We start from the raw sequence: 21,433 nt of genomic DNA, 5'->3' as shown, positions 1-21,433 counted from the left end.
AAATTTATGCTTGTAAACTTGCAATGGAAATGTTTGGATTATCTAAAGATGACCTCCTGCCCCAGGTAAAAGATGTTCTGACTGTAGGAGACTTTTATGCCAAATCAGAAGGTGAACAAAGCCAGATTATTTTCACTTAATTGATCTCTTTTTTTATTTTATTGTTTATATATATAATTAATTTAGTTTTTTATATTTGCAAAAAATATCATTATGAGAAGTGCCTTAGCTATTATGTTTTTATTAATGATTTTTTTTCAATCCATTTCACAATCTATAGGAATAAGCAACAATGTTTTCACGCCTGACCCATCGTCTGGCTTAGAGATTTATTTCAATAACAAAGGAATTCTTATCCCCCGAGTGACTCTTACCAGTCGAACCGATGGAGCTACTATTCCTAATCCTGCACACTCCTTACTTGTGTATAATAATGGTTTGGGTGGGTTACCTAAAGGTTACTATTACAACAAAGGTACATCTATTATGCCTTTTGGGGTTATGTTGTTACCAGACGACACCCTTAAAAACATCTGGTTTACCTTGGGAAATTCCGGAACAAATCCATCCAATAATTTTTTAGGAACTTTAGATAACGTGGACTTAGTTTTTCGAACTAACAATGCCGAAAGACTTCGTATCGGTTCGGATGGAAGAATTGCTATTAATACTTACTTGGATTGGTTTCAAGTGGAATTAAAGTCTGAGAGGGACTGGAGTGGAATGCGTATCAAAAGTGATTCGAATGTTCAGCTTGTCCTTCAAACCAAGGATGCTTATCATGCCCTGCATGCTTATTATCAAAACACCTTACCACGCTTTTCTCACGGGATAACCAACAACGGAAACTGGTGGCTTCTTAATCGTTACAACAATGTTGGAAATTATGAGGAAAGTGTTATGTTTGTTAACCGCAACAATGGTCTTGTTGGTCTAGGTGTTGCTCCTATATTCTACAAACTAGAAGTATATCAAAATAGAAACTGGGGTGGTATGCGGGTTAGAACTGATTCATCGACACAAATTGTTATTGAATCGGGAAATAATTTTTGGACTCAATATGCCTTTGTTCAGGGAGGGTTAACTCGTTTTACCAACAACGTCACACCAGATGCTCAAGTTTGGAACATAACTCGTTTCGACAACGCAGGAAATGCCATTGATGCTCCATTCAACATTGTTAGAAATACAGGTTTTGTAGGAATATCAACAGATCAACCTAGAGGCCCATTGCACGTATTACCAGTTGTAGATGCAGGACCAAACACACCAGACAATTCTGCATCCTTTATAATTGGTCCAGCATCAGGCATCCACCTTGAAATAGACGACAATGAAATCCATGCTATGAATAATACTTCTGGTTCTGCACTTTATTTGAATCATGATGCTGGTAACGTTTACATTGGTGTGCCCGGTGCCGCCCAAAAATTAACCATAGGTAGTGCTGGAGATGGAACAATGGCCATCTCTAATGGCTGGCTAACTTATTCGGATGCAAGTAAGAAAACTAACATTAAACCTATAAAAAATGCTCTAACCAAAATTAAATTAATAAACGGATACCATTATCAATGGAAAAATACTCCCGATACTTCACACCAAATTGGATTTATGGCTCAGGAAATTAAACAGATCTTACCAGAAATCACAGTGCACAGTATTAATGACAATGGGGAAGAATATTACGGCATAGACTATAGCAAAATGTCGGTCATTTTAGTCGAAGCCATAAAAGAACTTTTAGAAAAGATAGAAAAATTAAGCAAGGAAATCGAATACTTGAAAATTGAAAATCAAGAATTAAGAAAATTATTTGAAAAAAGTTCAACATATCCAGACAACTTGCCTCAGAAATAAGATCATATACTTTAAGTTCTTCACTTACAATGGATTAAGTGTTTTTTTGAAAATTATTGTTTCCTGTAAGTGAATGTTTTTTTTATTTTTGTAAAAATTTTGTCTTAATGAAATCAGGTTCGAAATTTAATATTGACGAATTTATAAAAGAAATTACTGTCGGACACGAAGTATTATTAATTTTCAAAGGTGTACTTACTGAACGCAAAGCCGATAGAATTCTTGACGATATGGAAGTTCATTTTAACCCTCAAGAAAATGCTATAAGGCAAAGAATTTTGCTTGCAACACATGAAATTTTAAAAAATATTATTCAACACAATCAATTTCCGCTCCACTTCAGCTTGTTTGTTCTTTCTCGCAAAAAAGGCACTTTAGTGATAGACGCTGGCAACGTCGTAACACTTGACAGACGTAATATCATCGAAAAAAGGATTCGCGAGGTTAACAGAAAATTAAGCCATAATTCAAAAGAAGATTTAAAAAATTCATTTCAAAACAATTCATCAGAAGGAATAGGTTTTCTCGAAATCAGAAGAAAAAGTGGATATCCACTTGATTTTTCATTTACCATTTTGGATGATGATATGTTTTTCTTTCATTTAATTGTTCGTTTTAACTTGAACGAAAACCAGTAGATCATGTGTCGCGTTCTTGTGATCGGTGCAGGTGGCAGAGAGCATGCCCTAGTTTGGCGTTTGTCGTTGGAACTTGGAAAAAATAATGTATTCGTATCTCCTGGAAACGACGGAATGACAAACGATGCCAACGTTATTCCACTTAATATCTATGACTTCCAAGCTATAGCCCAACTCATCAAAGAAAGCAACATTAATCTAGTTGTGGTTGGACCAGAAGAGCCTATTGTCAAAGGTTGGAAAGAATCTCTCGAGCCCTATTTATCCAATCACCATGTCCGTATTATTTCCCCTTCGACTCATGCAAGTATTTTAGAAGCCAGCAAAGCATGGGCAAAGAATTTTTGCCAACGTCATCAAATTCCAACTGCTGATTTCCAGGTTTTTACCCACGAAGAAATGGATAAAGCCCTAAATTTCCTTAAATCTAACGAACCCCCTTACGTTATAAAAGCTGATGGATTAGCTGCTGGTAAAGGAGTTGCCATTTGTTCAACGTTGGAAGAAGCTCAACAAAATATTAAGGATATTTTTGTAGGACGTAGGTACGGAGATGCAGGGAAAAGTATTGTCATAGAAAAGTTTCTTAAAGGAATTGAAGTGTCTGTTTTTATAGCTACGGATGGAACAGACTATGTACTTTTACCAGAAGCAAAGGATTATAAACGTGTCTTCGAGAGAGATATTGGCCCCAATACTGGGGGCATGGGAACAGTTTCACCAGTACCTTTTGTAAACGATTCTATCAGAAAAAAAATTGAAACACAAATTATTCAACCCACACTTGAAGGACTTAAAACAGAAAATATACATTACAGTGGATTTCTTTTTTTTGGATTGATGATCGTTCAAGACCATCCTTTTTTAATCGAATACAATGTTCGGTTAGGTGATCCTGAAACCCAAGTCATTCTACCCCAAATTAAGAGTTCATTTGTTGAGTTATTACAAAAAATGGCTGAAGGGAATTTACGCTCGTATGAGATATTACTGGATGATAAAGTACGCACATGTGTAGTTCTTACAGCCAAGGGTTATCCCAATGATTTCAAAAAAAATCTACCATTCACATTGCCATCAAACATATCATCTCTCATTTTTTGTGCTGGTGTAAAAAAAGTAGACCATCAATTGTTCAGTACGGGAGGGAGAATACTTGGAGTGGTCTCAGAAGCAGATACATTACCAGAGGCAATAAACAAAGTATATCATGATATGCAATACTTTTCTTCACCTGATTTTCATTTTAGAAAAGACATCGGGCAAGATCTCTTGAGATAAATTTACATGCAAAAAAAACGAGTTGTTTTTTTTCTATATTTATTTACGTTAGTTATGACCTTTGGCTGGATACTCTTTCATCAAGTTCCTATTTACATAACTTTTTCTTTTCTGCAATCATCAGCAAATTCTGCTTCTCCTATTATTGGAACGTTAGCTTTAATTCCCTTACTTATACTACATATGATTTTATTACATTCTATGTGTAAAAAAATTGAGCTAATAAATTGCTCCATACTGCAATTTTGGTTTCTTTTTATACTCTTGGCTTTAATGAATTTCAACCAAGAATTAGATGTTTTGATTATTTGGGAAATATTTTCATTGTTACTGCTGCTTTTTTTTAACATTAAAGAAAAAGAAAAAATTTACGGAAATACCCTTCTAGCTGGAATGATTAGTGGTGTTTCTGTTATTCTTTTTTCATCAGGTTGGATGTTCACCGTGTTAAGTTTAGGAATGATCATCATATGGGCTATCATTAGTCCTAGAACATTGCTTATCTTCATCATGGGATGGCTTTCTGTTTTTCTATATGTCAGTGCATTCTTTTTTATTACAGATCAGTTCTCTATGAACAGAATCATAGATTTAATCCAAATACCCTCGCCTGATTTTACAATATCTTCATTAAAGCTTTTCTTGGGATTTTTGCTACTTTTGCTATTCTTTTTTATGTTTTTTAGTTTCGTGGAATATAAAATTTCAATTCGAAAAACGTATTTATGTCTATTTTTGATTTTCCTGGTTAGTATGGTCGCCTTTCTATTTGGGGAAGACAATGTTATTATCGCTGTGGCTTATCCTTTTGGAATTATTTTTAATAAATTACTACAACAGCAGGAACGAAAATGGTTTTGGTGGGTCGGTTCAATAATTCCTTTGCTGGGTTTTGTTATTTTCATTTTCATTTTCTGACTCTTCTTCTGTCTCAGGTGGTTCATAATACATAGAACGAATTTTTTTGTAAAATATCAAGGAAAAAAGTAATCCTGTAATAAAGCCTCCGAGATGAGTTTCCCATGAAATTTGGTGCTCGACAGGAAGCAACCCCCATAAAAAACCTGAATGAAGAAAAATAGCTAACAAAGACATGGCAATCAAAGACAAGTTCCCCACAAGAAAACCTGTAAAAAAAATATAAGTTGTTAGGGCATATACCATACCACTTGCGCCAATGTGCATAGCTTCACGACCAAATAACCAAGTGAATAATGCGGGCAAAAAATACGACGACAATAAGAGCTTCCACATGATAGGGTAAAACTTCATAGCAATGATAAAAAACAAAAGAAACAAAGCAAATAAATTGCTCATCAGATGTTCAATATCAGCATGTAACAGTGGAGCTGTAAAAACACCCAATAATCCTTCCCATGTTCCTGGATAAATTCCATACAATGGGAAAGGAAAGATGTAAAAAAGCCCTATTGGCACACATAGCATGAATGAAGTAAAAATAGAATAGATAACATGTCTGAAATCCATAATTATTTTTCAAACTATATTTGTACAAATGTACTTCAAATGAAATTTGACAAACTTAATTTCATTCTTGTCATAGTATGTTTTCTGAGTATAAATCTTCATGCTCAACAACAAAGCTCAGATCCAGCCAAAACAGAAGAAAAACTTAGATACTTTTTTTCACTATTGCGAAACAACTATGTAGAAAACATCGATGAAGCCAAATTAACTGAAGTTGCCATCAAAAAAGTTTTGGAGGAACTTGATCCCCATAGTGCTTACTACACAGAAGAAGAAATAAAAAAAGCTGATGAACCTTTGCAAGGGAGTTTTGAAGGCATTGGAGTTCAATTTCAAATTTTGCGCGACACCATCAATATTGTGGAAGTTATTGCAGGAGGTCCCAGTGAACAAGTTGGGATAAGACCCGGCGATAAAATTGTCTCGATTGATGGAGAAAATGCTACAGGGAAAAAAATTAACAATGAATATGTTTTAAAGAAATTAAGAGGTCCCAAGGGAACTAAAGTCAATGTTCAGATCGTTAGAGCCAGAGAGAAAAATATTTTAGAGTTTACTATTATTAGAGACAAAATTCCTATATTCAGTGTAGAAGCGTCTTTTTTAATTGACAATCGCATTGGTTACATTAAAGTAAGTCGCTTTGCTCAAAAAACTGTTCAGGAACTAACAGATGCCTTTAAAAATTTTCCAAAAGTTCCCTCCTCTCTTATCATAGATCTTCGTGACAATAGTGGCGGTCTTTTAAAAACAGCCATTGATATGGCTGACTTATTCCTTGAAAAAGGGAAACTTATCGTCTACACAGAAGGAAAAAGTGAAAAACGTCAAAACTACACAGCTGCAAATCTTTCTTTGTTCGAAAAAGGAAAGTTGATTATACTGATTGACGAAGAAAGTGCGTCTGCTAGTGAAATCGTTGCTGGATCGTTGCAAGATTGGGACAGAGCCTTAATTGTTGGACGTCGCTCTTTTGGCAAAGGACTGGTTCAGAGGCCCTATACATTACCAGATCATTCTGCCATTCGACTTACCGTGGCACGATACTATACTCCGAGTGGAAGGTGTATCCAAAAACCCTACAAAGACGGAACAGAAAAATACTATAAAGAATTATCTGAACGATTGAAACACGGTGAACTCATTCACCCGGACTCTATTAAATTCCCCGACTCATTACGGTACAAAACTAATAAAGGAAGGATCGTATATGGTGGTGGTGGTATCATGCCCGATATCTTTGTCCCTCTTGATACGACAAAATACTCTTCTTACTACTCTCAACTGATGCGCAATAATGTTTTTGCTTCATTTTCTTTGGATTTCCTGGAAAACAAAAGAGATAGCCTCAAAAAAATTTATCCTACCTCTTCTGATTTCGTTCAACGCTTCAAAACAACAGAAACATTTATGCAAACTTTTTTCAATTATGCTGAACCTATTGTTAAATTCAATGAAGAAGAATACAAAAAAAGTGAAAAAATTATTCAAACGGTTTTAAAAGCTTTTTTAGCAAGAAATCTTTACGGTATTAATTCTTATTACGAATGCATTTATGAAATAGATGATATTTTACTCAAGGCTGTAGAATTGCTAAAAACTCCTGGAATATTTGAAAAATATGGCATAGATTATTAATTTTTTATTTTTGCAAAAACAATCAAATATATGATTGATATTTCTACTCAATACATGGGATTAAGACTTAGGAATCCTATAATTGCAGGAAGTAGTGGGCTCACAAGTAAGATTGATCAAATTATAGAGCTTGATCGTAAGGGGATTGGAGCTGTTGTTCTGAAATCAATTTTTGAGGAACAAATCAATGTTCAAGCGCACCACCTTTTTAAGCAGGCTTCTTCGTTTGATTATTCAGAAGCCTACGACTACATTATTAATTACTCCTCATCCCGCGCTGTTGATGAATATTTGAACCTTATCCAACAAGCTAAAAATCAGGCATCTATTCCTATTATTGCAAGCATTAATTGCTATTCTTTATCCGAATGGACATCATATGTAAAGAAAGTGGAACAGGCTGGTGCTGATGGAATAGAACTTAACATTTTTATTCTTCCTTCCGATCCTAATCTTTTAAGTGCAGAAATTGAAAAACAATACTTTAATGTTATCGATAGGGTTTTGGAGCAAACTTCTATACCTTTGTCGATCAAGTTAGGTTATTACTTCACCGACCTTGCTAGATTTGTAACCCAGCTATCTTGGAAGAAAATCAAAGGCATTGTTCTTTTCAACAGAACCTACTCTCCCGATATCGATATCGAAAGTATGAAAGTCATTGCAGCTCATCCTTTTAGCACATCTCAAGAAGCAACTATTCCATTGCGTTGGATTGCTCTTTTGTCTGAAAGGGTGCAGTGTGACTTTTGCGCCAGCACTGGTGTTCACACTTACGAAGATGTTATAAAACTTCTCTTAGCTGGTGCAAAAGCTGTTCAAATTGTATCGGCTTTTTATCAAAAAGGATCTGACATTATTCCAGAAATTCTTAAAGGCATAGAAGAATGGATGAAACGACATGGTTTTAGCAAGTTAAACGACTTTCGTGGCAAATTATCTTATCATTCTACTATCAATCCCGCTGCTTACGAACGAATTCAATTCATGAAATATTTCAGCAATATTGAATAAAAAACTAATCCCTAATTATCTCAAAATTCCAATCATCTTTGATGCGAATTATGGTGCTGGGTTTCATATAAGTGATATCATTTTGTCTGTATGAAACCACATAATCAACTTGTGCAATAATGCTGGGAGATATTTCTTTGAAAATTCGCGGTGCTGGCTGTCCACTAATATTAGCGGAAGTACTTACGATGGGTCTACCATAATGCTTTATCAAATCTACACAGAATGAATCCTTAATGAGGCGTATGGCTATAGTATGATCTTCGGCTATTAATGATTGAGCAAGATTTTTTCCTCCAGGATAAATAATAGTTAGAGGTGTTTCAACTTGCTTTATTAATTCCATGGCAATTGGAGGTATTTTTTCGACATACTCAGATAACATCGATAAAGAATCGACAAGGACTATAAATGTTTTTTGCAAAGGCCTTTGCTTAATTTGCATAATTTTTTTCACTGCTGCTTCTTTTGTTGCATCACATCCAAGTCCCCAAATGGTATCAGTAGGATACAAAATCACACCATTTTCCTCTAGTGCTTTAATGCACATGTCAATGTCATGCTGGTATGCATGTTTCATGTCGGTAAATTTTGAAGTAACTGGTTAACATCAATTTTCTTGCCACAATCAAAATGTTTTTTAGGGCATTGACGTTTTCCATGAATTCCGCAGGGGCGACAATTTAACTTTTCTTGAACCTCTACAACATAACTCTTGGGAGAAATGGGGTAAAAACCGAAATCAGGAACTGTGCTGCAAAAAACTGTTGTAACTGATGCTCCGGTTGCTGTCGCCAAGTGAGTAGGAGCACTGTCATTGGTATAGTTCATTACAGCATACTTCATGATAAAAGCAACTTCGCGCAAAGAAAATTTGCCGCACAGATTGTACACATTTTCTCGTCTAACATTTTCAACTATCAATTCCGCTAAATTCTCTTCTGACTTACTTCCCATGATGTATACAGTCATATCTTCGGGCAACAAGCCAATCAGTTCTATCCATTTCTCTAAAGGGGTCTTCTTAGTTTCCCAAAGAGAACCGGGAAAGATAGTAATGTATGGTAAAGAAAGAATAAAATTTTCTGGCTTTTTTATTGCTATCACCGGTAAAGCAAAGGAAGCTTGTGGAAAAATTAATCTTAGTAATTCAAGATTCCTATCTATTTCGTGTCGGCCTGACAAAACATGCTTGATTGAGTATCTAAAAAAAAATGAAAGAAAATGAGATCGAAATAACGCCTTGTAGTCAGCCCTAAGTAAAATAAGCAATAAAGTAGTAGATAAATAACGCTGAAAATTAATTGCAGCATCAAATTTATGCTTTCTAAGCTCCATAATAAGACGAAAAAGCTTATAATATTTCCGGCTACCAGATTTTTCCCAAACCCAAATCCTATTAATGATAGGATGATCTTCTAAAACTTGAACAGTGGAATCTTTACATAAAAAATGCACTTCAGCTTTAGGATCAAGACTTTTTATAGAACCTGCAGCAGCTGTTGCCAAAATAGTATCTCCGATTGAGGCTGTTTGAATAAGCAATACTTTCATTCACCCCATTTACTGCAAAATTACCACAAATAGATTTCTTTCTCTATAAAAAAGAAATTATGAAGTGAAAAAAAACTTTTCAATTCATCTAAAAAGCTAATAGGAATTGCTATAACAAACTTTGATTCTAAACTCTGATAATCTTGTTCGAGAATTAAGAAATTCTTCTGCTGTTGGAACGAATAAAAAACATGTACTTTTTGATATGGAACAAACAATTCCATTTTCATTGTAACAATTCGCTGCACCACATTTGCTGATTCCAGCGTAAATTGTGTTGTTGTTTTAAAAGCATTCTTCAATCCCGAAGTTCCCAATTTTATCCCACCGAAATATCTAACTACGACTACCATAGTATAAGTAAGATCTTTAGATAGCAAAACGTTTAGTATGGGTTTCCCTGCGGTTCCAGAAGGTTCTCCGTCGTCGCTACTCTTTTGAATTTCTTTCTCGACTCCAATAATATATGCATATGGAAAATGATCAGCCTTATAGTATTTTTTTCTTACAGCATTCCACATATTTTGTGCTTCTTTTTCAGAGTAAATAGGAAATGCCAAGCCGATGAATCTACTATTTTTTTCGTGATATGCAAACGATACGTTACTTTCAATTTGCCGGACACTTGTTTTCATAAAATGAACAAAAATATAACAAAGAAAAAAGAAAGATATATGGATCTTTTGAAACTTTTCTCTCCAAAAACGAAAATTCCTTTCGTTGCTCCAAGAAATACAATACTTACATTGAACACGGAAAAAAACGCTGTCGTCAAAAGAACTCATACCCTTTAGAGAAAATACGTACTAAAACAATCAAACTTCCAGAACAATTTACCAACACCATGATTTGATTTTTAAACTGTCAAATTCTATTGTAAGGGCTAAAACAGCTAAGCCCATTATAAAAGAAACCCCAAATACAATGATTAAATATACAAAATAATCGATGTATGTATGGAAATAATTTACCACTGCGAATTTGTTCCACAGGTCAAATACAATTAATTGGACAGCCAATGGTTTCTTTATGTTCTTTCCCTATGCTGAGGGGAGTAAAATGTCAAAACAAAAACTAGGAACGTGAGAAAAATCCCCAGTACTTAACCAAACAGCTCTACGAATTGATTCTCCAAACAATAAAAAATGCACCAGCAACATAGAGATATATTAATAATAAGCAAATGCTCATTTGCAAACGAATATCAATTTGAAGATAAAGATAATAGAAGTTGAAAATAAAACAGAAAGTATTAAATAAAATATTTCACAAAGGCTTATAATAAAAAATTATATCCGAATCAAAAAAACGAGTTTTGACTAATTTACTGTTATTGAGGAGTGGTGCGACCAGACCCTGATAAAATCGCTTATTCCCCACAATTACCCTGGCTTCATCCCAAAGATTCGACCGTATAAAGCTTTCAAGCAATTGCTTTCCTCCTTCAACAATTACGCTTTGAATATTACGCTTATAAAGTTCGTCGCATATGTGCTCTAAAACCTCATGATTAAAAGGTATTTTGACCCATTCAACATGTTGAATTTTTTGTGAAATATGAGGATTAAAGATTAAAATTGGACTTTTAGCCTGATATATTTTAAATTTTTTGATTTGCTCTTCTTTAATTAAAGTAGAAGTCATAATGATTCGCAAAGGATTTCTTCCTGCAAAATGCCGTACGGTTAGCTGGGGATCATCTTTCAAAAGAGTATGTGCACCTATCATAATGGCTTGTTCACGTGCACGCCAGCTATGAGTTAGTATATCGGTCAATGATGAACTGATCCAATAGCTGTTTCTTTGACGGGAAGTCAATAAAATATCTATAAAGCCATCTCTGGTTTGAGCCCACTTGAGGATAATATATGGGCGTTTTTGCTTGTGAAAAGTCACAAAACTACGATTAAGTCTTAAAGCATCATCTTTGCATACCCCCACCTTTACATCTATGCCGGCTTCTCTCAATCTACGAATACCATTCCCATTGACCAATGGATTTGGATCTTCCATGGCTATAACTACACGTCGAAAACCTTTTTGAATAATTAGATCGGTACAGGGTGGGGTTTTTCCATAATGTGAACAAGGTTCAAGATTTACGTATAAAACAGCGTCATCGAAATTTGATTTCTCTTTGATTGATTGAATGGCAAGAACTTCCGCATGCGGACCACCGAATTGAAAATGAAACCCTTCCCCAATGATTTTTCCTTCTTTAACAACAACACAACCCACATAAGGGTTGGGTTCCACAAGTCCTATCCCACCATGAGCCAAGGTTAGGCATCTCTGAATAAACAATTCATCTAATTCGTCATCCCTTTTCATCTCAGACAGCCTTTAATGACATTGTAAACAGTGGAACATAAGTGGAGCCATGAGAATTTAAGATACTTTCATATAAAACCACTTTATCTAACACAACAACATCAAAAATAGCATCAAAATGGACATTAATCAACTCATGAAAAGCCTTTAAATCCTTGACTCTCTTAATTCGAGCAAGGGTTATATGAGGAGAAAAAGCTCTTTGATCCACCTCGTAGCCTTGTTCATAAAGTGATTCGGAAAGTAATCTTGAAAAAAAGATAATTTCTTTATCTGGTTCAATTCCCAACCATATAACTCGAGGATTACTAACTTTTCCAAAAAACCCAATTTGTTTAATATTAACCTTCTGAGCAATTAAATTTTCATAGGATATCTTGATGCAATTGATAATTGAAGGTATTTTATCTGTTGATATTTCACCGAAAAAGTGTAAAGTGATATGCCATTGCTCTATTCTTGTCCAGTTTGCAATAATTACTTCATTAAATTTCTCACGTAATTTCAAAAAATTATTTCTAAAAGACATACTAACAGCTACGGGAATTCCAATAAATAAACGCTTTACACAAGAACAATTATAAGGTTTCATGTCGATGCATAATTAACTTGATGGTAGTGAAATACATAAGCGTAAAAGACAATAAAGAAGATCCACCATAACTTACAAATGGCAATGGTATTCCTATTACCGGTACGAGTGAAATACTCATGCCAATATTGATAAAGAAATGAATAAAGATAATCAAAGCAGTTGAATAAATAAACACAAAAGAAAAAGTAGATCTCTGTTTTTCAGCTAGATTAATCATCCGGATTAAAATAAATACATAGAGTAAAATCAAAATAGTAGATCCAACGAATCCCAGTTGTTCTCCAACAGCCGAAAATATAAAATCAGTGTGCTGTGCTGGAACGAAATTATATTTCGTCTGTGTGCCACGAAATAGTCCTTTTCCTATTAATCCTCCCGAGCCTATGGCTATCATCGATTGCTTTATGTTGAAGGCAGAGCCACGCTCTTCATATTCTCTGCCGATTAAAACATTAATTCTATCTTGCTGGTGCTTCTTCAACACATGAAAAAAAATATAATTGGTGGCTATTATCCATATTAAACTAAAAATCCATGAAAAAATTAGTTTTTTTAAACCCTCTCTATGGTTCCTGAAAAAGAAAACACCTATTACAAACAAAAATGTAACACTTAACAAAAGTATATATTGCTTAACAAGAAGCGAAAGAACGAACAACAATATAGAATATACCATAAGAAAAAGATAAAAATTTGAAATTCCCAATCGGTAAAACAAGAAAAAAAATGCCAGAAAAACCACAGCACTACCCGTATCGTTCTGAAGTAAGATAATAAGTACAGGAACCGCAATCAGAGAAGCAATTAATATAATATTTTTTTTATTCTCTAATGTAAATGCAGGCAAATTCAGTAAATAAGCTATCACTAGTGAAACACCATACTTGGCAAATTCACTAGGTTGAAAAAGTATGCCATTTCCTAAATTAATCCACGCTTTGTTTCCAGAAATAATACTTCCTATAAGCAATGTTAAAACAAGTGTTACTAGAACTAACCAATAAAAAGGAAAAGCCATTTTAACAATAATCTTCACGTCAAGCAGTAAAATAATTATGGCAATAACCAGAGAAACAATGATCCATAAAGACTGCTTGCCGTAAGGTTTGCTAAGATTTAAAAAATCAAAATCTTCGCCCGCATAAGTTGAAGAAAAAATGCTTAGCCATCCAATTGCAACTAGCACCAAGTAGGTTATCATAAGCCAAATATCAAGTTGTCGTATATTCAGAATTTTATCACTCATAGGTAGGGATTTAAAAGTTTGGCGTTAATTATTTTTTGCTCCAGGTCTTTTCTAGTAATTTTTCTATTTAAAAAGTATTCTATCATCAAACTGGCAATAGGAGCTGCCCATTCTGCTCCAAAACCTGAATTCTCAACTAAGACAGCTATGGCAATACGAGGCTTATTTTTGGGCGCAAAAGCAATAAAAACAGAATGGTTTTTTCTGGGTGGATCTTGTGCTGTTCCTGTTTTCCCACAAACACTTATGTTAGGAATCTGTGCTACCCGTGCGGTCCCTCCTAAAACTGCAAGTTCCATGCCTTCTATGACTGGAATATAAAGAGCACTATCAATTCCTATGTCTACACGTGGGAATTTAAGTAACGAATCAGGTGAACCGATGGCTCTAACAACATGGGGAATGATGTAATAACCTTTATTTGCTATAATACACGCCAAATTGGCTAGCTGAAGAGGGGTAGCACCTATTTCGCCTTGTCCAATGGCTACAGACATGATGGAGTTAGCATACCAGTTTTTTGTCCCTTTCATTCGATCATAATATGATACGTCAGCAACATTTCCACCAAATTCATTGGGCAAATCTATTCCTAATGGATGACCAAAACCCATTTTATTAATGTATTCTTTCCATTTAGCATAACCTTCCCTACTAGAAGAGAACTGCGAATTATCCACGAACTTTTTAAAAACATAGCAAAAATAAGTATTGCAACTGTATTGGATTGCTCCAGGCAAATTTAGTGGACTGGGGTGAACGTGACAGTCAATGTCATGATCTTTTCCTAAAGGATAAGATCCATAACAAGAGAAAGAAGTGTTTCTTTCAATAAACTTCATCTGCAAGGCAGCAAGTGCATTAACCACTTTAAATACACTTCCGGGCGGATATTTAGTCATTATAGCTCTGTTATACAATGGATGATTAACCGAATCTTTCATAAGCATAAGGTAATTATTCGAACGTTCTCTCCCAACCAGTAAATTGGGATCATAAAATGGACTGGAAACCATGGCTAGCACTTCTCCTGTTTGTGGTTCTATAGCAACAATAGCTCCACGCTTATTTTGCATAAGTTTTTCCCCATACATTTGTAAATCAAGATCAATAGTGGTGTAAAGATCTTTACCAGGAATAGGTTTTTTATCTAATTCGCCATTTCTGTAACTACCTTTAATCCTATTATGCACGTCTACTTCCATCACCCTTAATCCTTTCACTCCTCGCAACTCTTTCTCGTAATATTCTTCAAGACCCGATATACCAATGTATTCTCCGGGCTGATAATATTTGTCTTCTTCGAGCTTTTGGGAAGAAACTTCACCAAGATATCCTAGTAAGTGAGGTGCTGTGACGTAAGGATAAACTCTGATGGTTCTTCCCTGAATATAAAAGCCCTTAAATAAATACTTTTTTTCTTGAAACTTACTATAAACTTCTTCATTTATATTTGCTTCAAATACACTTGGTGTGAAACGCGAGTATTTTTTTGCCTTATTTAAACGACGCAAAAACTCATCTTTGCTTATTGAAAGAATTTCTAGCAATTTAGATGTATCTAATGCTTCAATATCCCCTGGGACAACCATAATATCAAACGAGGCTTTGTTGAAAACGAGCAAATGGCCATATCGATCGTATATCAAACCTCTCGCTGGATATTCATACACATACCTGACACTGTTTAATTCCGACAATCTTTTATATTTATCTGAAATAACTTGCATATAAAAAAGTTTAATCAAAAACACGCTTGCCACGAATATGATCATGCCCAAAAGAATGTAACGTCGAGATGTGTATAATACTATATTTTTCATTCTTTTGTATTCGGCTTTAATGAAATTATATGATTTATTCTCTGAACTATAGGAGGATGGGAGTAGGTCAACCACACTTTCAATGGGTGAGGATGTAAATTGGCAAGATGAGTAGATGAAAGTTTAACAAGTCCATCAATTAAATATTGATCGTAGCCATGACGTGCAACAAATGCATCAGAAGCAAGTTCGAATTTCCTCGAAAGCCACAAAATCATAGTTTCAACAAGGGAATGCATAGGGTAAAAAAATACTAAAAATCCAAACAAAACATAGTGAAAATATGGCTTCACATGGAAAACATTACTAATCCAAAAAGCACTTTGCTGAAAAGCAAATAACACAACTCCCGAATATATTACAAAGATGAGAAAGGATATAAAAATGTGCCTGTTTTTGAAGTGTCCCAATTCATGAAATAATACAGCAATAATTTCGTTGGGTTCAAGTAACTTCAAGAGATTATCATAAAGCACAATTCTTTTTTTCTTTCCCCAACCTGTAAAATAAGCATTAGCTTTCGCTGTTCTTTTACTGCTATCTATGACATATATATCACTCACATTAAAGCCAACTGATTGAAAAGCAAACTGGATATCATTTTTTAGTTTATTATCTTCAAGAGGCTTTTGATGGTAAAATAATGGCACAATCAAATCGCTGTAAAAAATAGAGAAAAACAAAGAATAAATGATAACTACAATCCATGCTATCCAAGAAAAAATTTGAAATTGATAAACATAAAGATATATTACTGCCCCACCCAACAGAAAAAAGATAAGCATACTTAGCAATAATCCAAGGATTTCATCCCTAAAAAACAAACGGCGTGTTGAACGATTAAAACCAAACTTTTCTTCAATGAAAAATACAAAATAATAATGAAAAGGTAATTTGTATAACCACAAAGAGAAAATCAATAACATGAAAAAAAACATGGAATGCCAGTAAGGATGACTCGTAGTACCCGACAGCAAAGTATCGATCTGGACTATTATTCCACTCAGTATAAGAAATAAAACCAGCGCAAAAAGTGTTAAATTTTCAAAAAAAGCCAACCAGAATTTTGTTTTTTCATACTTCTTTGCTCGCTCATATTCAACAACAGAATACTTCTGAGCAAAAAATACAGGAATTTCTTTTTTCCATGTAACAATATCTAGCAAATCAGCAAGTTGATATAGGAAAATTATCAAAACATCAATAATGATAAAAACCAAAAAGTAGATATCCGTCATGAAATTTTTACAAAATTATAATTCAACCTGCAAAATATCGTTTATGCAATTCAGCAAAATGAAGAATGTCTGGCATAAATTGTAAAAAACATCCTTCGATCGCATGATAGTGTATGACAAGTTTCTCTGGTGCTAGTTCGATCTTATTCTCAAAAGACGTTCTCTTTTTTAAAGAAACAAATATTTCTTTGAGTCCATCTAAATCAGCTGGTTTCATTAACCAGTTAGTTTGTATAATTTTTTGTGATATTTTTTTGCTTTTTTCAGGTAATATGCTGTAATTTTCCTCAATTATTCTATAAAAATTTTGAACAAAAACTTTTAAATCATCTTTTGAATAATTATCCCAATAAAGAATTAAAAAATGATCAAAATAAATGTCAACTACTACACTTGAATAATGAATAAAGTATGGACTAATAAGTTCAACAGCCTTTTTAACTGCCATATGCGTATCACTAAATCTGTCGATTTGCCTATGGAAAAAAATTCCTTTCATAAGCTTTTCAGGATAAAAATCATTCCACCTAGATCCTTTAACATGGTCTGCCACAAAGTTTCCAATCTGAATTAGTGGATCATTACCGCTCAGAAAGACATGCATCAGATAATTCATGTGTAAAATTATGAACTTTAATATAACTACTTGCAAAAAAAGAACGTCTTATATTTGCATAAAAGAAAAAGCCATGAAAAAGTTTTTTTCCATTTCATTTATCATGTTGATGGGCATTCTATATGTAAATGCCCAACCGTGTACACCTAATCCTAATTTAACCACGCCTGGTCTTTATCCTGATACAACAACAAACTTACCGGTAGGTGCCGAAACTCAACCATACCAAGCTGTGATTTATGCTGTCATACCAGCTGATACTCAACTATACGGAAACACTGTTCATATTGACTCTATTGGTGTGTTGGGTATCATTGGTCTGCCATCAGGTTTCAACTACAGTTGTGGTAGGCCAACTTGCTACATTTTAGGAGGAACTCAAGGATGCATTGTTATTTTTGGTACACCTGCTGTCGGTCAAGCTGGAACTTATCCATTGGGAATTAGAATCTTGGGTAAAGCCAATTTCAATGGCATGCCTATTTCAATGCCTGATACGATTACAGGGTACAAAATTGTTATTAAAGATCAATCTCATGCTGGTTTAGAAAATATGGCGAATTCAATCATCTCTGTCTACCCAAACCCAGCTTATGATATGCTACACATCGAATTTTATTCCCATACTGAACAAAACGGTTCTTTATCCATTAACGATTTGCAAGGTAAAAATGTCATTACTAGACAAATAAGTTTTATCCCAGGTTTTCAAGTTATATCATTGCCTATTGAAGGCTTGAATAATGGTATTTATTTGATCAAAGTCGAAACGGGTACGTCTGTTCTATACAACAAAGTCTTTGTGCGACATTAATGTCTTTGGTTATACACATATTAGGGTCTGGTTCTGGAACACCTTTGCCCAACAGATTTCCAAGCGCTCAGCTTCTTAAAATAGCTGAGCGTTTTATTTTATTGGATTGCGGTGAGGGAACGCAAATTAATTTAAGAAAGCACCGTATCTCCTTCAATCGAATTGAAACTATCTGTATAACTCACTTTCATGGAGATCATGTTTTTGGATTACCTGGTCTTTTGCAAACTTTTAATCTCCTCGGACGTGTAAAACCTCTTCGTCTAGTTGCTCTACCTGCTGTTCACGAATTTATTGAATTCACTTTTACTAAAGCTGGCTACAAAAACACCTACCCGATCGAACACATTGTAATCGAGGAAAATTCTCATCAGACTTTTTCATTTGATTTTTATGACATACATTGTTTTCCATTATCACATCGTGTTCCTACTTGCGGCTTTCTAATCAAAGAGAAGAAAAAAGAAAGAAAAATAAAAAAAGAATTTGTCACTAATTACAATCCTTCCATAGATGAGATAAAAGCTATCAAAGCAGGAAAAGATTTCCATTTACCCGATGGAACTGTCCTTTCTAACGAATTAATCACCATTTCTCCTCCAGAACCATTAAGTTATGCATATGTCACTGATACTGGTTTTGACGAAACCATTATTCCATATATCCATGGAGCTACAGCGCTTTATCACGAAGCTACGTATTTATCTGATCAGGTTTCTGGAGCTTATGAAAAAAAACATTCCACCGCTGCCGAAGCAGCATATATTGCTAAACTTGCAGATGTAAAAAAACTTATCATTGGTCATTTTTCAAGTAGATATAAAGATTTATGTCTCTTTTATAAAGAAGCCCAAAGTATTTTTCCTCATACCGAATTAGCTTTAGACGGTAAAGTTATTATTTTACCATAAAAAAAGCCCTCCGAAGAGGGCCATAAACATGAGCCATGGAGTTATTTAATCAGAGTAACGTGACCATAAAAGACATGTTCTACACCATAAATATCTTTGAGAATAATTTTGTAGACGTATACATCTTGCTGGACGATCTCTCCTTGTCCGTTTACACGACCGTCCCATCCAATGTCAATACTGTGAGTTTCAAAAATCTGATTACCCCAACGGTCAAAAATGTACATGGTATACTCAGTCCAATCAATGTTAAACCCACTTGGCTTAAATATATCATTAACTCCATCATTGTTTGGTGAGAAAGCCGACGGAATATATTGTCCACTCGTAGATTTTACGATTATTCTATTACTCATGGAATCAACACAACCCCATTCATTCTCGACATAAAGTGTTGGCCAGTATTCACCCTCCATGCTATATGTATGTGTTGGATCGGATTGAGTACTGATGTTGTTTATTCCACTAGAAGGATCGTCGAAATTCCACAAGACTTTCACATGCCCAACAGATTGATTAAAGAATTTAATAGTTGCATTGTCGACCGTAGTTATATCAGGGGTACGGTAAAAGGCCGCCATCGGATTGGGGTGAACTACAATGTAATCTGGTTTGACAATAGCATTTTTGCAACCATCCACCGAAACCACCTCGAGCCGAATGGTATACGTACCCGTTGCAAAGAATGTGTGTGTCACTATTTGATGCATTCCGTAATTGGCACTCCCTGATGATGGATCTCCAAAATCCCACTGCCAGCTGGAAATGGGTTGATCACTGGAGCCAACAAACCTTACAGTTGTAGCAGCACAAATCTGATTCATGTCCGACGTGAAATTAATATTCGGTATGGGTTTTACCTCAACAGTAACCAAAGTCTCACCTTTACATCCATATAGATCTATTCCTTCAACTCTGTAAGTGGTATTTTCTGAAGGTGAAGCTACAACGATGGAACCAACATTGGTATTCAACCCAGTTGAAGGAGTCCAATCATAGAGAGATGCCCCTGTAGCTATCAAAGTAACTTGATCTCCTTTGCAAATGACAGGTTTTGAAGGATATACAATAATTTGTGGAGCTGGTCTTACTTCAACAGTTAACTGAGCAGTAGTAGAACAATTGTCTTGATTGGTAACAGTTACTGAATATAAACTTGTTGAATTAGGAATGACCATAATAGTTTGTGTTGTATCCCCAGTACTCCAAATATATCTAACCATTTCATTAACTCCAGCTTGCAACCACACAGTATCACCCGGACAAATGGGACTTCCAAGAGGTGCTATAAACACGGCAGGATTTTGCTTTACCTCTATTACTACTCTGTTGGATCCCGTACATCCATTACCATCAGTACCCGTTACCATATATGTAGTTGTAACTACTGGAGTTACATTAATAATGGGACCTATGGCTCCCGTATTCCAAGCAAAAGATGTGTTCGGATGATTACTTGTAGCCGTTAATGTTACTGAAAAACCTTCACATATGTCGTCATCCGAAGGAATAATACTTACTTTTGGATTAGGATTTACCACAACTTCAACACTATCTTTGTTTTTACATCCGTTTTGATCTGTCGCGGTCACATAGTACCATGTATTCATCCAAGGTGTAACAGATATTGAAGGAGCCTGTATGCCATTACTCCATAAAAATACTGTGTTTGGATGATTGCTTGTTGCTGCCAGTGTAGTAGAATTTCCTTCACATACTTCTTCGCTTGTAGCAGAAATATGCACATCAGGTAAAGGGTTTACTTGAATGGTTATATTAGCAGTTCCCGTACATTGATGATCAGTACTAACTGTTACACCATATGTAGTACTTACCATCGGAGAAACATTAATAGATTGTACATTTATATCTCCAGTACTCCATACAATGCTTGACACAGGAATATTTGTCTGCAATAGCAGAGAAGCATTCTGATTCAAACAAATGCTACCACTTGAAGGAATAATATTAGCAATCGGTGTAGGATGGACTGTCACTTGAACTTGAGCAGTATTGGTACACTGCTGCGAAGAAATGACAGTTACTGTATATATAGTTGTAACCATAGGATTAACTGTAAATCCAGCTACATTTTGACCATTACTCCAAGAATAAAACGCGTTAGGATCATCGCTAAAAGCCTGAACGGTAATATCTTCGCCAGCACAAATTTCTGGATCTGATACTATTGCTTGAACTTGAGGTATTTGGTTCACCACCACTGTTACTTGTGTCGTACCAGTACACTGATTCGGCGTCGTACCAGTCACCGTATAAACCGTCGTACTAGCCGGCGAAACAGTGATCACAGAACCTACATCCCCAGTCGACCAATTAAATACCGTACCAACTATATCAGACCCAGCACTGTCTCTTATACACATCT

19 protein-coding genes are annotated in these 21,433 nt (G+C 35.0%); 8 read left to right on the top strand and 11 right to left on the bottom strand.

All coding sequences use genetic code 11. From position 1 onward, the window contains the following. The first annotated feature begins 213 nt into the window (after nt 1-213). The 4 genes from N2Z72_06575 (at nt 214) to N2Z72_06560 (ending at nt 4,697) form a co-directional block, all read left to right on the top strand. Nucleotides 214-1,860, top strand: a complete 1,647-nt coding sequence (locus tag N2Z72_06575; GenBank protein MCX7697339.1) for a tail fiber domain-containing protein — start codon at nt 214-216, stop codon at nt 1,858-1,860. A 107-nt stretch (nt 1,861-1,967) separates the two neighbouring features. Further along, on the top strand, nt 1,968-2,498 hold the full coding sequence (locus tag N2Z72_06570) for a DUF6272 family protein (protein ID MCX7697338.1): 531 nt from the start codon (nt 1,968-1,970) through the stop codon (nt 2,496-2,498). Between the two features lie 3 nt (nt 2,499-2,501). Further along, on the top strand, nt 2,502-3,779 hold the full coding sequence (gene purD / locus N2Z72_06565; GenBank protein MCX7697337.1) for a phosphoribosylamine--glycine ligase: 1,278 nt from the start codon (nt 2,502-2,504) through the stop codon (nt 3,777-3,779). Between the two features lie 6 nt (nt 3,780-3,785). Next, nucleotides 3,786-4,697 (top strand): hypothetical protein, encoded by a 912-nt coding sequence (locus N2Z72_06560; GenBank protein MCX7697336.1) that lies wholly within the window; start codon nt 3,786-3,788, stop codon nt 4,695-4,697. Here N2Z72_06560 and N2Z72_06555 read toward each other — a convergent pair. Further along, the gene (locus N2Z72_06555; GenBank protein ID MCX7697335.1) at nt 4,650-5,267 is read right to left on the bottom strand and encodes a rhomboid family intramembrane serine protease; all 618 of its coding nucleotides are present in this window, start codon (nt 5,265-5,267) and stop codon (nt 4,650-4,652) included. The two genes, N2Z72_06560 and N2Z72_06555, sit on opposite strands and share 48 nt — an antisense overlap. A gap of 39 nt (nt 5,268-5,306) precedes the next feature. Between N2Z72_06555 and N2Z72_06550 the strand changes: the two genes are divergently transcribed. Both N2Z72_06550 and N2Z72_06545 read left to right on the top strand, forming a co-directional pair. Then, entirely contained in the window at nt 5,307-6,905 is a 1,599-nt protein-coding gene (locus N2Z72_06550; GenBank protein ID MCX7697334.1) for a S41 family peptidase, read from the top strand. A 30-nt stretch (nt 6,906-6,935) separates the two neighbouring features. Continuing rightward, nucleotides 6,936-7,919, top strand: coding sequence for a dihydroorotate dehydrogenase-like protein (locus tag N2Z72_06545; GenBank protein ID MCX7697333.1), 984 nt, complete (start codon nt 6,936-6,938; stop codon nt 7,917-7,919). A 4-nt stretch (nt 7,920-7,923) separates the two neighbouring features. On the opposite strand, the gene N2Z72_06540 is transcribed toward N2Z72_06545, so the two are convergent. The 9 genes from N2Z72_06540 to N2Z72_06500 form a co-directional block, all read right to left on the bottom strand. Further along, complete coding sequence (locus tag N2Z72_06540) at nt 7,924-8,499, bottom strand: L-threonylcarbamoyladenylate synthase (protein ID MCX7697332.1); 576 nt, start codon at nt 8,497-8,499, stop codon at nt 7,924-7,926. Further along, on the bottom strand, nt 8,496-9,473 hold the full coding sequence (locus N2Z72_06535) for a glycosyltransferase family 9 protein (protein ID MCX7697331.1): 978 nt from the start codon (nt 9,471-9,473) through the stop codon (nt 8,496-8,498). Before N2Z72_06535 ends, N2Z72_06540 begins: the two co-directional genes overlap by 4 nt. Nucleotides 9,474-9,493: 20 nt before the next feature. Continuing rightward, nucleotides 9,494-10,108: a YigZ family protein gene (locus N2Z72_06530; GenBank protein MCX7697330.1), complete on the bottom strand. Its 615-nt coding sequence runs from the start codon at nt 10,106-10,108 to the stop codon at nt 9,494-9,496. Between the two features lie 631 nt (nt 10,109-10,739). Beyond that, complete coding sequence (gene ribD / locus N2Z72_06525; GenBank protein MCX7697329.1) at nt 10,740-11,804, bottom strand: bifunctional diaminohydroxyphosphoribosylaminopyrimidine deaminase/5-amino-6-(5-phosphoribosylamino)uracil reductase RibD; 1,065 nt, start codon at nt 11,802-11,804, stop codon at nt 10,740-10,742. A 1-nt stretch (nt 11,805) separates the two neighbouring features. Beyond that, nucleotides 11,806-12,396 carry an RNA 2',3'-cyclic phosphodiesterase gene (thpR, locus tag N2Z72_06520; protein MCX7697328.1) on the bottom strand — a complete coding sequence of 197 codons (591 nt, stop codon included), beginning with the start codon at nt 12,394-12,396 and terminating at the stop codon, nt 11,806-11,808. After that, the gene (gene rodA / locus N2Z72_06515) at nt 12,383-13,645 is read right to left on the bottom strand and encodes a rod shape-determining protein RodA (GenBank protein ID MCX7697327.1); all 1,263 of its coding nucleotides are present in this window, start codon (nt 13,643-13,645) and stop codon (nt 12,383-12,385) included. Before rodA ends, thpR begins: the two co-directional genes overlap by 14 nt. Beyond that, nucleotides 13,642-15,468: a penicillin-binding protein 2 gene (gene mrdA, locus N2Z72_06510; GenBank protein ID MCX7697326.1), complete on the bottom strand. Its 1,827-nt coding sequence runs from the start codon at nt 15,466-15,468 to the stop codon at nt 13,642-13,644. Before mrdA ends, rodA begins: the two co-directional genes overlap by 4 nt. Further along, a complete protein-coding gene (locus tag N2Z72_06505; GenBank protein ID MCX7697325.1) occupies nt 15,465-16,706 on the bottom strand; it encodes a M48 family metallopeptidase in 1,242 nt (413 codons plus the stop codon). The genes mrdA and N2Z72_06505 overlap by 4 nt, the downstream gene beginning before the upstream one ends. Before the next feature lie 22 nt (nt 16,707-16,728). After that, entirely contained in the window at nt 16,729-17,322 is a 594-nt protein-coding gene (locus N2Z72_06500; GenBank protein MCX7697324.1) for an acyl carrier protein phosphodiesterase, read from the bottom strand. Between the two features lie 73 nt (nt 17,323-17,395). Between N2Z72_06500 and N2Z72_06495 the strand changes: the two genes are divergently transcribed. Both N2Z72_06495 and N2Z72_06490 read left to right on the top strand, forming a co-directional pair. After that, on the top strand, nt 17,396-18,136 hold the full coding sequence (locus N2Z72_06495) for a T9SS type A sorting domain-containing protein (protein MCX7697323.1): 741 nt from the start codon (nt 17,396-17,398) through the stop codon (nt 18,134-18,136). Further along, nucleotides 18,136-19,047, top strand: a complete 912-nt coding sequence (locus N2Z72_06490; GenBank protein ID MCX7697322.1) for a ribonuclease Z — start codon at nt 18,136-18,138, stop codon at nt 19,045-19,047. The genes N2Z72_06495 and N2Z72_06490 overlap by 1 nt, the downstream gene beginning before the upstream one ends. A gap of 41 nt (nt 19,048-19,088) precedes the next feature. On the opposite strand, the gene N2Z72_06485 is transcribed toward N2Z72_06490, so the two are convergent. Beyond that, the coding region (locus N2Z72_06485) for a PKD domain-containing protein (protein ID MCX7697321.1) at nt 19,089-21,433 on the bottom strand (2,345 nt) is incomplete at its 5' end.

The organism is Bacteroidales bacterium (assembly GCA_026418905.1).
Classification (GTDB): domain Bacteria; phylum Bacteroidota; class Bacteroidia; order Bacteroidales; family DTU049; genus JAOAAK01.
Note: the sequence above shows the minus strand (reverse complement) of the source record. Positions and strands in the feature narration are given on the sequence as shown.

What these genes read in the sequence shown, in the direction of transcription:
- N2Z72_06560 (MCX7697336.1), top strand. Translation starts at nt 3,786, where the DNA reads ATGCAAAAAAAACGAGTTGTTTTTTTTCTATATTTATTTACGTTAGTT.
- ribD (MCX7697329.1), bottom strand. Translation starts at nt 11,804, where the DNA reads ATGAAAAGGGATGACGAATTAGATGAATTGTTTATTCAGAGATGCCTA.
- N2Z72_06535 (MCX7697331.1), bottom strand. Translation starts at nt 9,473, where the DNA reads ATGAAAGTATTGCTTATTCAAACAGCCTCAATCGGAGATACTATTTTG.
- purD (MCX7697337.1), top strand. Translation starts at nt 2,502, where the DNA reads ATGTGTCGCGTTCTTGTGATCGGTGCAGGTGGCAGAGAGCATGCCCTA.
- thpR (MCX7697328.1), bottom strand. Translation starts at nt 12,396, where the DNA reads ATGAAACCTTATAATTGTTCTTGTGTAAAGCGTTTATTTATTGGAATT.
- rodA (MCX7697327.1), bottom strand. Translation starts at nt 13,645, where the DNA reads ATGAGTGATAAAATTCTGAATATACGACAACTTGATATTTGGCTTATG.
- N2Z72_06490 (MCX7697322.1), top strand. Translation starts at nt 18,136, where the DNA reads ATGTCTTTGGTTATACACATATTAGGGTCTGGTTCTGGAACACCTTTG.
- N2Z72_06500 (MCX7697324.1), bottom strand. Translation starts at nt 17,322, where the DNA reads ATGAATTATCTGATGCATGTCTTTCTGAGCGGTAATGATCCACTAATT.
- mrdA (MCX7697326.1), bottom strand. Translation starts at nt 15,468, where the DNA reads ATGAAAAATATAGTATTATACACATCTCGACGTTACATTCTTTTGGGC.
- N2Z72_06505 (MCX7697325.1), bottom strand. Translation starts at nt 16,706, where the DNA reads ATGACGGATATCTACTTTTTGGTTTTTATCATTATTGATGTTTTGATA.
- N2Z72_06550 (MCX7697334.1), top strand. Translation starts at nt 5,307, where the DNA reads ATGAAATTTGACAAACTTAATTTCATTCTTGTCATAGTATGTTTTCTG.
- N2Z72_06555 (MCX7697335.1), bottom strand. Translation starts at nt 5,267, where the DNA reads ATGGATTTCAGACATGTTATCTATTCTATTTTTACTTCATTCATGCTA.
- N2Z72_06495 (MCX7697323.1), top strand. Translation starts at nt 17,396, where the DNA reads ATGAAAAAGTTTTTTTCCATTTCATTTATCATGTTGATGGGCATTCTA.
- N2Z72_06575 (MCX7697339.1), top strand. Translation starts at nt 214, where the DNA reads ATGAGAAGTGCCTTAGCTATTATGTTTTTATTAATGATTTTTTTTCAA.
- N2Z72_06530 (MCX7697330.1), bottom strand. Translation starts at nt 10,108, where the DNA reads ATGAAAACAAGTGTCCGGCAAATTGAAAGTAACGTATCGTTTGCATAT.
- N2Z72_06570 (MCX7697338.1), top strand. Translation starts at nt 1,968, where the DNA reads ATGAAATCAGGTTCGAAATTTAATATTGACGAATTTATAAAAGAAATT.
- N2Z72_06540 (MCX7697332.1), bottom strand. Translation starts at nt 8,499, where the DNA reads ATGAAACATGCATACCAGCATGACATTGACATGTGCATTAAAGCACTA.
- N2Z72_06545 (MCX7697333.1), top strand. Translation starts at nt 6,936, where the DNA reads ATGATTGATATTTCTACTCAATACATGGGATTAAGACTTAGGAATCCT.